The following is a 14,037-nucleotide window of genomic DNA, read 5'->3' as shown; positions in this document are numbered from 1 at the left end:
TCCCTGCGATCCCTGGCCCGCCGCTGGCTCGCCCTCGACGAAGAGATCAAGGACCACGACCGGCTCCTGGGCGGACTCACCCGCCAGCAGGCCCCCGAGCTGGTGGAAGCGTTCGGGATCGGTCCGGACACCGCCGCCGAAGCCCTGGTCGTGGTCGGCGACAATCCCGAACCGATCCACTCGCAGGCCGCGTTCGCCAAACTCGCCGGCGTCTGCCCCGTCCCGGCCTCGTCCGGCAGGACGGATCGACACCGGCTCAACCTAGGCGGCCACCGGCAGCTGAACTCCGCGCTCTACCGGGTCGTGATCGTCCGCATGCGCTTCCACCAGCCGACCATCGACTACGTCGCCCGGCGCACCAGCAAGGGCCAGACGAAAAAGGACATCATCCGCTGCCTCAAGCGGTACCTCGCTCGCGAGATCTACCAGATGGTCAAGGCCAACCCCGGAGCGCATTCAGCCCACTTGACGAACGATAGGAGCGTCAACGCGCTCATGGAGTCGTTCTTCCAGGGGCTGAAAAGGGAGTTGCTCCATGGACTCCGCTGGACCTCGAAGGCCCAGACACGCCTCGAGCTGTTCCGCTGGATGTCGTACTACAACCGGCGCCGCCGACACTCCGCTCTCGGATACCTCACCCCCATCGAATTCGAACAGCAACAACTGACATCACGTACGCTGTCACTCATCGTATGAAACCCGGTGTCCACTCCCGAGGTTGAACCTCAGGCTGGGGATACACCAGCGATGGCTCCCCGGCCCGGCAGACGAGCTGGAGCGGCGGCCCCAATCAACAGTGGCGGATCACTCACCGCGGCGCCGGCCAGTACTCGATCGCCAACCGCAGCACGGGTCTGGTCCTCGACGGCGGCGGGCTGGTCGCCGAGGGGGCCGTGTGCAAGCAGTGGACGTGGCAGCACAGCAACAACCTTTTGTGGACGTTCCCACCAGCCGGCTGACCGGCACCGCCCGACACCATGGTCTCGTGTGCGAATTGGCCGCAACCGCGCGCGAGCCGGGCTTCCGCAGTGTCCGCCGATCGCCGAAGGGCGACGGACATTGCGGCCAAGGCAGGTCTGCGCTGCGAGGACACCAACGTTCATCTCGCCGCCGGATCCGGATCGGCATCGCCACCTTCTGCCGCTACCGGTGTGAGGCCGCAGACGTCCTGGCCGCCCTCGCCCCCGCCTCGACCAGGCCGTACGACGGGAGAGTCCCGGTCCGCAGACCACGTTTGTCGACTCCCGTCACCTCTGCACCACGGCCAGCCCGTCCGGCGCCACCACCTTGGACGTGCCGTCCGCCGCGACGGTGACTTCGAGTGGTTCGCCGGCGACCTGGAGTCCCGTCACCGTCAGCGGACCGAACTCGTGGGCGAAGGTGGGTGCGACCGTCACCGTGCCCGCGGGGACGTCGGCGTCGAGGCCCAGAGCCGAGCGAAGGATGAGTACTGGCGCGGCCGCCGCCCACGCCTGCGGCCGGCAGGACGCGGGGTAGGGGGCGGGCCGTGTGCCCGCTTCTGTGCCGTGGCCTGCGAAGAGTTCGGGCAGGCGGGCGTCGAAGGCGGCCGATGCTGTCAGCAGGCCCGTTGCGAGGCCGTCAGCGGCGTCGGGGAAGCCGGCCCTGACGAGGCCGTGCACGGCGATGGCGGTGTCGTGCGGCCAGATGGAACCGGTGTGGTAGCCGTAGGGGTTGAAGCCCACCGCCTCGCTGCTGAGTGTGCGCAGTCCATGGCCCGCGTCGAGGTCCGGCCCGGTGAGCCGGGCGGCCAGCAGCGCGCTCTCTTCCTCGTTGAGCAGGCCTGTGCCGAGCAAGTGGCCGAAGCCCGAGGTGACAGCGTCCGCCGGCCGGCCATCGCCGTCCAGGGCGACCGCCGGGTAGGGGCCGTGTTCGTCCTCGACCCAGAAGTGCTTGCGGAATCGGGTGGCGAGGTTGTGGGCCCATTCCTCCCAGGCGTCCGCGCCCGGCCGTCCGAAGGCGCGGAGCAGGGCCGCTCCGCCGCGCGCGGCTTCGTAGGCATACGCCTGCACTTCGCACAGGGCGATCGGCGGACGGGCGAGGCGGCCGTCGTGGTAGCGGATGGAGTCGTTGGAGTCCTTCCAGCCCTGGTTGGACAGGCCATGGCCGGTGTGGTCGACGTACTTGAGGAAGCCGTCGCCGCTCGCGTCCGCCTGGTCCCGCATCCAGGCGAGCGCCGATTCGGCGTGCGGCAGCAGCTGTTCGACCTCCTGAGGGGAAAGGCCCCAGCGCCAGGCATCGTGGAGGAGGGTGATCCACAGCGGGGTGGCGTCGACCGTGCCGAAGTACACCGGCGGGAGGGAGAGCTGGTCGGCGATCTGGAGGGTGCCTCGGCGCACTTCGTGCAGGATCTTGCCCGGCTGCTCCTCGGTGGCCGGGTCGGTGACGGCGCCCTGGCGGCGGGCCAGCGTGCGCAGCGTGGCGGCGGCGAGGTCGGTGCCGAGCGGAAGGAGCATGCGGGCGGCCCAGAGGGAGTCACGGCCGAAGAGAGTCAGGAACCAGGGGGCGCCGGCCGCCAGGAACTGGTCCGGCCGGTCCTCCTGCGGCGTCTTCGGATCGGTCAGGCGCAGGCGGTCCAGGTCGACGAGTGACTGCTCCAGCCACCGGTCGAGGCGGCAGTCCGCGCTGCGCAGCACGGGTGTGCGCCAAGGGAGTTGGCCTGCTGGCGGGGCCGGGAACTGGTCGCCCTCCGCGTAGGCCGCGGTGCAGCTCAGTGTCACGCTCCACGACGTACCGGGCTGGAGGTCGACGTCGTACGACAGCTGCCCCGTAGGCACCTGCAGCGTGTCCGGCGCGGGCTCGCTGACCAGGCCGGCCGTGAAGTCGTCGCCGGTCCAGGTCAGGCCGAGGCCGTCGGCGTCCGCGACGTGCGGCGTCACCGCTTCCAGGATCTGCCCTGACTTCACCTGCTCCATGGTGGCGAGGTCGGTGCCGGCGGTCACCGTGAGTCGGAAGCGGACATGCTCGGTGCCCGCGTTGGTGACCTGGAAGACCTCCTCCAGCCGACCGGCCGCCGTGCTGCGGCGCCGGAGCAGGGCGACCGCCGGGTCCGGCGTGCTCTCGCCGAGGCCGCGCAGAATCGCCCGGAAGTCTGCGCGATCCGCTCCCCGCAGTCCGCCGTGGACCGGTGCCAGGGCGACGCCTTCAGCCGTGACGGTCAGCCGGGACAGTGCCCTGCGGTCGCCGTGGTAGAAGCCGTCCGCATCCCCGCTGAGCTGCCCGTCCGCGCCCGAGATCGCGAGGCTCGGCGCGTGCAGCGTGACGACCGCGTCATGCAGGAACGGCTGTAGGCCCGCGACCGCGGAGGGGGGTGCCGTGACCGAGCCGTTGGTGTCCTGGGTCTTGACAGTGGCATCCAAGGAAGTACAACCTCTCAGCATTCGAACGTTCCAAAAAAGCTAAGTCACTCTTCAGGGCGCTGACAAGGCTTTTGGAACGCTAAAACTCAGCCCAAGACTCCTCTGCAAGTCGGAGACCCGCATGCCCCGCTCCAGCAAAAGTCCCACCGCCAAGGGCGGCCCGGTGACCCTTGTGATGGTCGCCCGCCAGGCCGGGGTCTCGCCGCAGACCGTGTCGAACGCGATCAACTCGCCGGACCTGCTGCGGCCCGAGACCCTGGAGCGGGTCCGTCGCGCCATCGAGGAGATGGGCTACCGCCCCAGCCGCGCCGCGCAGACGCTGCGCACCCGCTCCAGCAAGCTGATCGGCTACGGCATCCAGCCCGCAACGTCCAGCCATCCCGTCCTGGACCAGTTCATGCACGCCCTGTCGCGGGCCGCCGACGAGGCCGGTTACCGGATCCTGCTGTTCGCTTCCCCTCCCGGCGGCCCGACCCTGGGCGGATACGAGGAACTGCTCAACCAGCACGAGGTCGACGGCTTCGTCCTCAGCGGCACCGACCGCGGCGACCCGCGCCAGGCATGGCTCGGCAAGCGGGGCGTGCCATTCGTCGGCTTCGGCCGGATGTGGTCGGGACGGCAGATCGGTGACTGGGTCGACGTCGACGGCGCCTCCGGCACGGACGCCGCCGTCGAGCACCTGGTCGCCCAGGGGCACCGGAAGATCGCCTTCCTGGGCTGGGAGCGCGGTTCTTCCGGCACCGGTGACGACCGTGCCGAGGGCTGGCAGCGGGCCATGCGGCGGCACGGTCTGCCGACGCGCGGACGGCGCGGGCAGAGTGCGAACGACATCGACGCGGCCCGCGCCGCCGTGAAGCCGCTCCTGGACGCGGGCGCCACCGCTGTGATCGCGGCCAGCGACATGCTGGCGCTCGGCTGCTATCAGACACTGCGCGAGCGCGGTGCCTCCCCCGGACGGGACGTCGCCGTGGTCGGCTTCGACGACTCGCCGACCGCCGCACTCCTCTCCCCCACCCTGACCTCCGTCGCCCAGCCGCTGGAGCAGGTCGGACGGGAGTGCGTGCGACTGCTGCTGGCGCGGATCGCCTCCCCCGACGCACCGCCTGAGCGGATCCTGCTGGAGCCGTCCCTGATCGTCCGCGACAGCACCACCACGTCACCTTCCACCGTCGGCGAGTAGGCGCCACCGACCAGCCGGACCTCAACCCGGCTGCCCCTGAAACGCCTCTTCCTCCTCCACCCCCCACACCCCGGGCCCAGTGCGCTGTGCCGCCCGGGGGGAGCCGCCTGTCCCACCCCGAACCCTCGGAGGAATCCATGGTCAACCGTACGGCCGCCGCGGCCCTTGTCACCTGTGCGGCGCTGCTGTCCGCCACCGGCTGCTCGTCGAGTTTCGGCAGCGACAAGCAGACCCAGCAGGACTCCAGTTCCAAGCAGCACCTCACGGTGCTGATCGCCTCCTCCGGCGACGCCGAGACCAAGGCCGTCAAGGAGGCGGCAGCCGCCTGGGCCAAGCAGTCCGGCAACACCGTGACCGTGGAGGTGGCCAAGGACATCAACCAGCAGCTCGCCCAGTCGTTTGCCGGGCACAAGCCGCCGGACGCTTTCTACGTCGACTCCGCCCAGTTCGCCAACTACGCCAAGGGCGGCTCCCTGTACCCCTACGGCCACCAGATCAAGGACGCGGACGACTTCTCCGCCCAGCTGCGCGCCTCCTTCACCTACGACGGGAAGCTGGTGTGCCTGCCCAAGGACACCTCCACCCTCGCCCTGGCGATCAACACCGACCTGTGGAAGAAGGCCGGGCTGACAGCCAAGGACTATCCGACCACCTGGGCGCAGCTGAAGAAGGTCGCCGCCAAGCTGACCTCGGGTGGCGTCACCGGGCTGGTCACCAACGGCGAGTACGCGCGGGTCGGCGTCTTCATGAAGGAAGCCGGCGGCTGGATCACCAGCACGGACCAGACGAAGATGACCGCCGACAGCAAGCAGAACATCGAGGCGCTCGACTACGTGCAGTCGCTGCTGAAGTCCGGCTCGATGAAGTACGCCGGCCAGGTCGACACCAACTGGGGCGGCGAGGCCCTCGGCAAGGGCAAGGCCGCCATGACCATCGAGGGCAACTGGCTCACCGGGGGCATGAAAGCCGACTACCCGAAGGTGAAGTACACGGTGGTTCCGTTGCCCGCCGGTCCGGCCGACAAGGGCACGCTCGCCTTCAGCCAGTGCTGGGGCGTGGCCCAGGACAGCGCCCACCGGGCGGCGGCCGTGGACCTGGTGAAGTACCTGACCTCCAGCGCGCAGCAGCTGAAGAACGCCGATGCGTTCGGCGTGATGCCGTCCCGCACCAGCGCCCAGGCCGAGTACGCGAAGAAGAACCCGTCGGCCAAGGCGTGGGCCGACGCAAGCGCCTACGCACAGGGCCCGGTGACCGTCGCCGGCTTCGACAAGGTCCTCACCCAGTTCAACACCGACCTCGCCGGGCTGGCCACCGCCGACCCGAAGAAGATCCTCGCCGACCTGCAGCGCAACGGCGAACAGGCCCTCACGAAGGGCGACTGAGCCGCCATGCCTCCCCGTGACACCACCCGTACGGCAGCGGGCGGCAGCTCCCAGACGGCCGACTTGCCGGGCTCCCCTGACACGCCCGGTAAGCCCGGCCCCACCGCGGCGCCCCACACCTTGCCCGCCCCGCGCGTGGGGCGCCGCGGCGAAAGCACCTGGGGCTGGCTGTTCGTCAGCCCCATGGTGATCGTCCTCGGCCTGTTCCTGGTCCTGCCGATCCTGATGGCGCTGTGGGTGAGCCTGCTGCACTGGGACGGGCAGTCCAATCCGTTCAGCGGCCAGGCGAAGTTCGTCGGCCTCGACAACTACCGGGCCCTGCTCACGCAGGACGGCCTCGACCGCACCCTCTTCGCCACCTCGCTGCGCAACACCGCCTACTACGTCCTGCTGACTGTGCCGCTGCAGACCATCCTCGCGCTCGGGCTGGCGCTCATCGTCAACCAGCGGATGCTGCGCGGCCGTGGCGCCCTGCGCACCACGTTCTTCTTCCCCTCGGTCACGAGCTCGATCGCGGTCTCCACGATCTTCCTCTTCCTGTTCCAGGGCAGCGGCGCCGTCAACACCGTACTGTCCTGGATCGGGGTAAAGGGCCCGAGCTGGTTCAACGACCCCCGCGGGGTCCTCTCCCTCCTGCTCGGCGGACTCGGCATCGTCGACACCAGCCATCCGTCGGGCGTCCTGACCGACCACTCCTTCATGGGACTGTCCTGGTTCGAGTGGCTGTCCGGACCGTCCGTCGCGATGTGCACGATCATCCTGCTCGCCGTGTGGACGACCTCCGGCACCTTCATGCTGATCTTCCTCGCGGCCCTCCAGGACATCCCGCGCGAACTGGAGGAGTCGGCCGCGATCGAGGGGGTGGGCCGCTTCCAGATGCTGCGTTACGTGACTCTGCCCGCGCTTAGGCCCGTCCTCTTCCTGGTCCTCACCCTCGGCCTGATCGGCACGTGGCAAGTTTTCGACCAGGTCTACGTCATGAGCCAGGGCGCCCCCGGAAACACCACCCTCACCCCGGCCTACCTCTCCTACTCGACCGCCTTCGACGACGCCAACTACGGGCAAGGCGCGGCCATCGCCTTCATCCTGCTCGCCCTGATCCTGGCCATGACCGCCCTACAACGCTTCGTGCTGCGCGAGCGTCCATCCCGCCCCCGGAGGAACCGATGATCGCAAAGGCCACGGCATCCCGGGCGCCGGGGCCCCCGGTCCTCGGCCGCTTCCCCCTCCCCCTCCGGATCCTCGGATACACCGCCGTGACCGCGCTCGGACTGCTGTACCTCATGCCGTTCCTGATCCAGTTGGTCACCGGATTCAAGACCGACCCGGACGCCGCCGCCCACCCCCTCGGCCTGATCCCCACCACCCCCACGACCGCCGCCTACCAGCGCCTGTTCGGCCTCAGCCAGGCCGGCGACGGCGTGCCGTTCCTGCGCTGGCTGGGGAACTCTATGTTCATCGCCGTCGTCGTCACGGCCGGGCGGGTGTTGTTCGACTCGATGGCCGGGTACGCCCTGGCCCGGCTCCGCTTCCCCGGCCGCACCCTGCTCTTCGGCTTCATCCTCGCCGTGATGGCGGTGCCCGGCGTGGCCCTGCTCATCCCGCGCTTCCTGGTGCTCAACACCTTCGGGCTGTTCGACACCTACACCGGCATGATCCTTCCGCTGATGGTGGACGCGGCCGGCATCTTCATCATGAAACAGTTCTTCGAGTCGGTTCCCCGGGAAGTGGAGGAGGCCGCTCGCGTCGACGGCGCCGGCGTCTTCCGCACCTTTTGGTCGGTCGTCCTTCCGATGGCCCGGCCGGCCCTGATCACCCTGACCATCCTGTCGTTCCAGGGCTCGTGGAACGAATTCACGCACTTCCTCGTGGCCACCCAGTCCAGCCAGTACGAAACCCTTACCACCGGCCTCGCCCGACTCGTCTCGGGCGGCCTGGGCGGGGGCACCCAGTACCCCTTGAAGCTGGCCGCGGCCCTGCTGGCCACCCTGCCCGTGGCCACACTGTTCTTCTGCTTCCAGCGCTACTTCGTCCAAGGCGCCAACGCGGGGGCCGTCAAGGAATAGCGCGAGCCGGACGGCGCCGAGCACACGGCCGCAGCTTCAGCTGCATGCGGGGCTGGAACAGCCGGGCCGTGCAAGCGCCGGTGCAGGGTGAGGTTCTCGATGTCGCTCCCCTCGTAGCGTGGAGTCCCTGATTGCAGGGGAAGTTGAGGTTCATGGGGTCCAAGCAACGGACGTGCACGCCTGAGTTCCGCGAGGGTGCTGTACGCATCGTGATCGAGACGGGCACGCCGATCCCGGAGGTCGCCGAAGAGCTCGGCGTGCACTCAGGCACGCTGCACAGCTGGGTCTCGCGGTGGCGTCGTAACGGGTCGACGACGTCGGACCGGCCGGTCGAGGACGCGCCCGGTGGGCGTCTGCAGGAGAGCGAACGGACCGAATTGGAGCGGCTGCGACGGGAGATGAGCGAGAAGAACAAGCGGATGCGGGAGCTGGAGATGGAGCGCGATGTCTTCAAGCGATGCATGGCCCTCTGGGTGAAGTGACCGAGTCCGATCCCGCGGCCGTGGCCGCGTTCATCGGTGACCAGAGGGCCGAGTACAAGATTCCGCACCGTGTGGCCTGCCGGGTAGTGGGTGTGTTGGAGTCCTGGTTCTACAAGTGGCGGGGCAAGCCCACCACCGCGCGCGAGGTCCGGCGCGGGAAGCTGACTGATGCGATCAAGAAGATCTTCATGCAGCCCGGTGGCACCTACGGCTCTCCGAAGATCTGGATCATCTTGGTGCGTCAGGGCTGGCGGGTCTCGGTGAACACCGTCGCCAAGATCATGGCCGAGCTCGTTCTGGCCGGACGGAAGGTCCGCAGACGCCGAGGGCTGACCAGGCCCGGGAGGCGGGCCGCATTCCCGGACTTCGTCCGCCGCGACTTCAGTGCCACCGCCCCGGACCAGGTGTGGTGCGGAGATATGACGGAGATCGTCACCGGCGAGGGCAAACTGTCTCTGGCCTGCGTCATCGATCTGTTCTCGCGCCGTCTGCTCGGCTATGCGATGGGGCAGCGGCACGACACCGAACTCGTCGTCGCCTCTTTGAACATGGCTGCGGCCACCCGGGGCGGCGACGTCAAGGGCATGATCTTTCACAGCGACAGGGGCAGCGAGTACCAATCCAGGCGCTTCCGCCGGGCCTGCCAGCGCCTGGGCGTGACCCAGTCCATGGGCCGCGTCGGGTCGTGCTTCGACTGTGAGGACGGGGTCACCGTCGCAGCGGTGGCCTGACCCTTGTTACGACCGACCCTTCGAGTGTCCTGGCTGTTGATCTGTCGGTCACCGCTGCATCGGGCTCGATGGGGGCCGCCGGCCGCGCGGGCAGTGACCGACGCGGAGAACGCCGCCCGCGCAGTCCTCGCGGGCACCGCGACCGCGACACCGAAGAGTGCCGAGGGCACGGTGGAGATGATCCGCCACACCAAGATCGCCCGCGATACCGCGGTCAAGTCCCGCACCCAGGCCATGGTCACCCTCAAGGCCCTCATCGTCACCGTCCCTGACGAGCTGCGCGAACAGCTCCAGGGCCTGCCGAAGATGACCCTCGTGTGCAGGACTGCGGCCCGGCACGGTCACCAGCGTGTTGGCGTCGGCGAAACGCTCCCTGCGATCCCTGGCCCGCCGCTGGCTCGCCCTCGACGAAGAGATCAAGGACCACGACCGGCTCCTGGGCGGACTCACCCGCCAGCAGGCCCCGAGCTGGTGGAAGCGTTCGGGATCGGTCCGGACACCGCCGCCGAAGCCCTGGTCGTGGTCGGCGACAATCCCGAACCGATCCACTCGCAGGCCGCGTTCGCCAAACTCGCCGGCGTCTGCCCCGTCCCGGCCTCGTCCGGCAGGACGGATCGACACCGGCTCAACCTAGTGTCCTGCGCCTGAAATCCGTCGGTAGATTCAGTCTCGTCTCAGCGGTCGGATTCCCACCGCCGACCAGGCACGTTGACCGTCCGCAGCTCAGCCGGAACTGCCTAGGAACCTTCGGCGCAGGACACTAGGCGGCCACCGGCAGCTGAACTCCGCGCTCTACCGGGTCGTGATCGTCCGCATGCGCTTCCACCAGCCGACCATCGACTACATCGCCCGGCGCACCAGCGGGGCGTGATGGGCGGCGCGGCTGCGGCCGGGGATCGGGGCGCCGCTCGGCCGGTTGCGCGTCGGCCGGGACCTCCGCGCCGTGCCGCCGTCAGTGCGGTGGTGTCGTCAGGTGGGGAACGTCGGCGAGGGAGAGGTCGGGGCGGGCACGGTGCATGCGTGCGGGGTGGCGCCACCGGCCGGAGGCGTCGCGGGCGACGTCGACGCCCACTTCCATCACCAGCTCCGGTTCGACCAGCGTGACGTCCAGCGTCTCCCGGGTGCCCCACCCGGCGGATTCTCTGTCAAGTTCAGCGTGTTGCGGTAGGGGAAGCCCCAAGCCTGCAGAAGGCAAGACTGCCGCACTGACATCCGCCACTACTCGGTGATACCGTATAGTGGTACTCGGTACTACGCAGTACTGCTAGGCCGAGGAGGACTCGCGATGGACGACCTGACGGAGATGCTGAAGGGCACGCTCGAAGGGTGCGTGCTCGAAATCATCGGCAGCGAGCAAACCTACGGGTACGCCATCACTCGTCAGCTGAACGAGCTCGGCTTCGCCGACGTCGTCGAGGGGACGGTGTACACCATCTTGCTGCGACTGGAGAGGAACAAACTCGTCCAGGTGACGAAACGACCATCCGGGGTCGGTCCGCCGCGCAAGTTCTACGCGCTCAACGACGCCGGACGCGAGGAGCTCGCGAAGTTCTGGGCGAAATGGCAGTACGTCTCATCACGCATCGACAGGCTCAAGGAGGGCGGGAGATGAACTTCTGGGAGACCATCACAGGCAGCGATCTCACCAGAGATTGGAAGGCGTTCGAAGCCCGGGCCGAGGCCCTGCCAGACGACTACCGGGCGGCCTGGGAACAGATCAAGGCCCACCTCTTTCCCCATGGGGACTTCACCGGCCGCAACCTGATGCCAATCCTCGACGCCGCCCTGGGGCTGCTCGAAGAAACAGCGGCGGACGGACAGAGCGTCCACGAAGTCCTCGGCGACGACGTCCGAGGCTTTTGCACGGCGCTGGCGGGTGGAGAAGGGGCTCGAACCTACCGCGACCGGTGGCGCGAGCAGTTGAACAGGAACGTCGCAAGGAAACTGAACCGGCTGGGAGGCTGACGTGGGCATCCAGGACATCATCGAGGGCAAGAAGCAGTGGCGGGCGCACATTGCTCGGGTCAAGGCGCTCCCGCCGGACTACCAGATCGTCTACAAGGAGATGCAGAAGTACCTGTTCAAGGTCGGACCGGTCGACCTGCCTGACGGGCCCCTGCTCCCCGGGATCGTCGACTTCTTCGAGGAGGGCGTCGCCGCGGGCAAGGGGGTCCTGGAACTCATCGGCAACGATGTCGCCGCGTTCTGCGACGACCGGGTCAAGGACTCACGCACCTATGCGGACGTCTATCAGGAGTCCATCAGCGGGGAACCCGGTACGGCCGAGAAGTAACACCCGTCGCCTCATGCCAGTGGGCGTAGTAGCCCGCACACGCGGTTCGTTCGCCTCGGCGCAGCGCGAACGGGCTCGGGCCGACCGGTCACCGGAAGCCGCCGCAGATCCTGTCCACCGAGGTGGTCGAGCAGGCCGGCGGGACCTGGCTCAGTCCTGCCATGCCCCCGGCGAGCAGGTCTCCGGCGGTGGGCCGCTCGGCACCATTCCCCAAGACGACCCGACTGACGTGTAGTCACGGACAGTGAGCTTCTTCCAACCTGGGCGTGGTGACCGCGAGTTGGACATGTCTGCACAACGATGAAGCTCCTGGTAGACGGGTTCTCGACCAAGATCACCCGTGCCACCAGGAGCTTCCGTGCTTGTCTATCCGTCGTCGATAGATCTGTCCAGCCGCACCCTGCGGTATCTCACCGGGCAACTCGTCGTACGGCGGCGGGAGATCGGCACCCGGTGGCGGCGGCTCGCGGCCGGACGTCAGGCCCTGCTCGTCCTGGCCCATCTGCGATGCGGTGACACCTACGCGCAACTCGCCGCCGGGTTCGGCATCGGGATCGCGACCGTCTACCGCTACGTGAGCGAGGGCGTCGATGTCCTGGCCGCGCTCGCACCGACGCTGGACGAGGCGATGACGACAGCCCGGACGAAGGCGTTCGTCATCCTGGACGGAACCCTGCTACCGATCGACCGGATCGCCGCTGACAGCCCGTACTACTCCGGGAAACACAAACGGCACGGCATGAACGTCCAGGTCCTCACCGACCCGTTCGGGCGGCTGCCGTGGGCCTCGCCCGCGCTGCCCGGCTCCACACACGATCCGACCGCTGCCCGCACGCACGGCATCATCGATGCCCTGGCGCAAGCCGGACTCAAGTGCTGGGCGGACAAGGCGTATCAGGGCGCCGGCCGCCTGGTCCGTGTCCCGTTCCGGGGCCGTCGACTGAAACGGTGGAAGCGACGGCATAACACCACCCACGCCAAGATCCGCTGCGTCGGCGAGCAGGCCATGGCCGCCCTCAAAGGCTGGCGCCTGCTGCGGAAACTCCGCTGCAGCACCAACCGCATCACCGACATCGTCAAGGCCGTCCTCGTCCTTCACCGCACGTCAGCGTGAGGTTGGAAACGGCTCAGTACCCCACGGGCGTCCGCATCAGCGACGAGGCCATCGCCGCCCTGCCGATCACCCGACACCGCTTCCACGGAGACTGGAACTACACCTTTCACCCCGCAGATCACCGACCGCCCTCGGGCCTTCCCCGGCAACGCCGACGGTCAGCCGGCGGCCTGCGCCCCCTCGCGCCCCACGACCTGCAGCACCCCGATCTGACCGGCATGTCACGCAAGCAACTCAGCGACCTGACCCACGCCTTGATATCCGGCCTGGAGCAGCGCCGCGAGCAGGTTCGTCACGCAGCCCGCGGCGGACCCAGCCGTGTCGCCCCCGGCACAGGCCGCAAACCCACCCTCACCCCCGCCGACCAAATTCTGGTCACCATCCTCTACCTGCGGAAACACGCTCTTCAGGAGCTCCTGGGCCAGCTCTTCAGCACCACCGCCATGACCATCAGCCGTGCAGTGAAAGACGTCCGACCGCTCCTGGAAGCCCACGGCGTCTGCATTCCCGCCTCAACCGCCCGTTTCCGCACGCCGACGACGTCGCCAGATTCCGACCATCCTGCCCTCGGCCGCTGGCTCAAGCAGCACCCGACCACCGGACGGCTATCCATCGACGCTGCCAATGTCGCCGCCGAAGCCCGCCTGGACGGCAAGTACCTGCTGGCCACCAGCGACCCCGATCTGCCCGCCGAGGACGTCGCGCTCGTACAAGAACTTGCCGGAAGCCGAACGCGCCTTCCACACGATGAAATGCACCCTCGACCTGCGGCCGGTCTACCACCGCCTCGACAAGCGGATACACGCTCACGTTCTGCTGTGCTGGCTCGCCCTGCTGCTGATCCGCGTCGCCGAGCGCCGCACCGAGCAGGCCTGGCCAAAGATCGCCGCCGAACTCGGCCGCATCCACCAGGTCACCCTCACCGGCCCCGCCGGCAGCCTCGAGCAGACCACCCGGCCCATTGGAGACATCGCGCCGACGCTGTAGAGGCGGTAGCCGCCGTGCAGCGTCACCAGCCCCTCGGTAGCGAGGCGCTCCAGAGCGGCGCGGACCACGGCCGTCGACAGCTGGAGCTGGAGCGCGATCGTGACCAGTGCGGGCAGATGGGTGCCCGGCTCGGTGCACGACAGCCCCACCCATCGGCGTACCGACTCCACGTCCTCGTCACTTGCCACCGCGTCGTCTGCGACCGTCATGCCCGTGCTCCCTGTCCCCAGAGTTCCGATGCCGGAACCGGTCGGCGACGCTGCCGCCACGAGGTTGCGTCGAATTGCGCGAACACGGCCTGCACAGTCCGGATATGGGTGTATACGCATTGCCGTTCGAGTGGCTGCCGGTGGATACGGCCCCGCGCTAGTGATCGACGTGCCCGAGGCGGCCCGGAGGTCGGGCCGGTGCGTATGGGTCTTCGA

Annotated in this window: 16 protein-coding genes and 2 pseudogenes; 14 read left to right on the top strand and 4 right to left on the bottom strand. The window is 68.6% G+C overall.

All coding sequences use genetic code 11. The features are described 5' to 3' along the window. Together ACFY1J_RS41565 and ACFY1J_RS41560 are read left to right on the top strand one after the other, a co-directional pair. On the top strand, positions 1-696 hold a 696-nt coding region (locus tag ACFY1J_RS41565; protein ID WP_390733034.1), incomplete at its 5' end, for a transposase. A gap of 32 nt (positions 697-728) precedes the next feature. Then, a pseudogene (locus tag ACFY1J_RS41560) lies at positions 729-959 on the top strand (RICIN domain-containing protein); the annotation flags it as partial. A gap of 288 nt (positions 960-1,247) precedes the next feature. Here ACFY1J_RS41560 and ACFY1J_RS41555 read toward each other — a convergent pair. Next, positions 1,248-3,377 (bottom strand): glycogen debranching N-terminal domain-containing protein, encoded by a 2,130-nt coding sequence (locus tag ACFY1J_RS41555; protein ID WP_390713237.1) that lies wholly within the window; start codon positions 3,375-3,377, stop codon positions 1,248-1,250. 121 nt (positions 3,378-3,498) lie between these two features. On the opposite strand from ACFY1J_RS41555, the gene ACFY1J_RS41550 reads away from it, so the two are divergent. The 7 genes from ACFY1J_RS41550 (at position 3,499) to ACFY1J_RS41520 (ending at position 9,866) form a co-directional block, all read left to right on the top strand. Further along, entirely contained in the window at positions 3,499-4,557 is a 1,059-nt protein-coding gene (locus tag ACFY1J_RS41550; protein WP_390713238.1) for a LacI family DNA-binding transcriptional regulator, read from the top strand. A 137-nt stretch (positions 4,558-4,694) separates the two neighbouring features. Further along, the gene (locus ACFY1J_RS41545) at positions 4,695-5,939 is read left to right on the top strand and encodes an extracellular solute-binding protein (RefSeq protein ID WP_390713239.1); all 1,245 of its coding nucleotides are present in this window, start codon (positions 4,695-4,697) and stop codon (positions 5,937-5,939) included. Positions 5,940-5,945: 6 nt separating this feature from the next. Beyond that, positions 5,946-7,109 (top strand): carbohydrate ABC transporter permease, encoded by a 1,164-nt coding sequence (locus tag ACFY1J_RS41540; RefSeq protein ID WP_390713240.1) that lies wholly within the window; start codon positions 5,946-5,948, stop codon positions 7,107-7,109. Beyond that, positions 7,106-8,005 carry a carbohydrate ABC transporter permease gene (locus ACFY1J_RS41535; RefSeq protein ID WP_390713241.1) on the top strand — a complete coding sequence of 300 codons (900 nt, stop codon included), beginning with the start codon at positions 7,106-7,108 and terminating at the stop codon, positions 8,003-8,005. The genes ACFY1J_RS41540 and ACFY1J_RS41535 overlap by 4 nt, the downstream gene beginning before the upstream one ends. 152 nt (positions 8,006-8,157) lie before the next feature. Then, a complete protein-coding gene (locus ACFY1J_RS41530) occupies positions 8,158-8,487 on the top strand; it encodes a transposase (RefSeq protein WP_390713242.1) in 330 nt (109 codons plus the stop codon). Continuing rightward, positions 8,484-9,218 carry an IS3 family transposase gene (locus ACFY1J_RS41525; protein ID WP_390733033.1) on the top strand — a complete coding sequence of 245 codons (735 nt, stop codon included), beginning with the start codon at positions 8,484-8,486 and terminating at the stop codon, positions 9,216-9,218. The genes ACFY1J_RS41530 and ACFY1J_RS41525 overlap by 4 nt, the downstream gene beginning before the upstream one ends. Before the next feature lie 93 nt (positions 9,219-9,311). After that, on the top strand, positions 9,312-9,866 hold the full coding sequence (locus ACFY1J_RS41520; RefSeq protein ID WP_390733032.1) for a transposase: 555 nt from the start codon (positions 9,312-9,314) through the stop codon (positions 9,864-9,866). 304 nt (positions 9,867-10,170) lie between these two features. Here ACFY1J_RS41520 and ACFY1J_RS41515 read toward each other — a convergent pair whose 3' ends face one another. After that, positions 10,171-10,296, bottom strand: a complete 126-nt coding sequence (locus tag ACFY1J_RS41515; protein ID WP_390713386.1) for an ATP-dependent DNA ligase — start codon at positions 10,294-10,296, stop codon at positions 10,171-10,173. 207 nt (positions 10,297-10,503) lie between these two features. On the opposite strand from ACFY1J_RS41515, the gene ACFY1J_RS41510 reads away from it, so the two are divergent. From ACFY1J_RS41510 to ACFY1J_RS41490, 5 genes and pseudogenes are all read left to right on the top strand, one after another. Beyond that, positions 10,504-10,830, top strand: a complete 327-nt coding sequence (locus tag ACFY1J_RS41510) for a PadR family transcriptional regulator (RefSeq protein WP_390713385.1) — start codon at positions 10,504-10,506, stop codon at positions 10,828-10,830. Beyond that, entirely contained in the window at positions 10,827-11,183 is a 357-nt protein-coding gene (locus ACFY1J_RS41505; RefSeq protein ID WP_390713384.1) for a DUF1048 domain-containing protein, read from the top strand. Before ACFY1J_RS41510 ends, ACFY1J_RS41505 begins: the two co-directional genes overlap by 4 nt. A gap of 1 nt (position 11,184) precedes the next feature. Further along, positions 11,185-11,511: a DUF1048 domain-containing protein gene (locus ACFY1J_RS41500; RefSeq protein WP_390713383.1), complete on the top strand. Its 327-nt coding sequence runs from the start codon at positions 11,185-11,187 to the stop codon at positions 11,509-11,511. A gap of 358 nt (positions 11,512-11,869) precedes the next feature. Beyond that, positions 11,870-12,625, top strand: coding sequence for a transposase family protein (locus tag ACFY1J_RS41495; RefSeq protein ID WP_390733031.1), 756 nt, complete (start codon positions 11,870-11,872; stop codon positions 12,623-12,625). Continuing rightward, positions 12,622-13,062 (top strand): annotated as a pseudogene (locus ACFY1J_RS41490) (ISAzo13 family transposase); the annotation flags it as partial. The gene ACFY1J_RS41495 and the pseudogene ACFY1J_RS41490, both read left to right, overlap by 4 nt. 168 nt (positions 13,063-13,230) lie before the next feature. Here the strand turns inward: ACFY1J_RS41490 and ACFY1J_RS41485 are convergent. Beyond that, positions 13,231-13,383: a hypothetical protein gene (locus ACFY1J_RS41485; RefSeq protein WP_390713280.1), complete on the bottom strand. Its 153-nt coding sequence runs from the start codon at positions 13,381-13,383 to the stop codon at positions 13,231-13,233. 48 nt (positions 13,384-13,431) lie between these two features. After that, positions 13,432-13,821, bottom strand: a complete 390-nt coding sequence (locus ACFY1J_RS41480; RefSeq protein ID WP_390713279.1) for a GntR family transcriptional regulator — start codon at positions 13,819-13,821, stop codon at positions 13,432-13,434. Positions 13,822-14,037: the final 216 nt, after the last annotated feature.

Origin of the sequence: Streptomyces sp. NPDC001406 (assembly GCF_042895285.1) — a bacterium.
Classification (GTDB): domain Bacteria; phylum Actinomycetota; class Actinomycetes; order Streptomycetales; family Streptomycetaceae; genus Streptomyces.
The sequence above is the reverse complement of the archived record's forward strand: the minus strand, read 5'-3'. Positions and strand labels throughout refer to the sequence as shown.

Coding starts and splice junctions, on each gene's coding strand:
- ACFY1J_RS41550 (WP_390713238.1), top strand. CDS start 3,499: ATGCCCCGCTCCAGCAAAAGTCCCACCGCCAAGGGCGGCCCGGTGACC.
- ACFY1J_RS41545 (WP_390713239.1), top strand. CDS start 4,695: ATGGTCAACCGTACGGCCGCCGCGGCCCTTGTCACCTGTGCGGCGCTG.
- ACFY1J_RS41540 (WP_390713240.1), top strand. CDS start 5,946: ATGCCTCCCCGTGACACCACCCGTACGGCAGCGGGCGGCAGCTCCCAG.
- ACFY1J_RS41535 (WP_390713241.1), top strand. CDS start 7,106: ATGATCGCAAAGGCCACGGCATCCCGGGCGCCGGGGCCCCCGGTCCTC.
- ACFY1J_RS41530 (WP_390713242.1), top strand. CDS start 8,158: ATGGGGTCCAAGCAACGGACGTGCACGCCTGAGTTCCGCGAGGGTGCT.
- ACFY1J_RS41515 (WP_390713386.1), bottom strand. CDS start 10,296: ATGGAAGTGGGCGTCGACGTCGCCCGCGACGCCTCCGGCCGGTGGCGC.
- ACFY1J_RS41510 (WP_390713385.1), top strand. CDS start 10,504: ATGGACGACCTGACGGAGATGCTGAAGGGCACGCTCGAAGGGTGCGTG.
- ACFY1J_RS41505 (WP_390713384.1), top strand. CDS start 10,827: ATGAACTTCTGGGAGACCATCACAGGCAGCGATCTCACCAGAGATTGG.
- ACFY1J_RS41480 (WP_390713279.1), bottom strand. CDS start 13,821: ATGACGGTCGCAGACGACGCGGTGGCAAGTGACGAGGACGTGGAGTCG.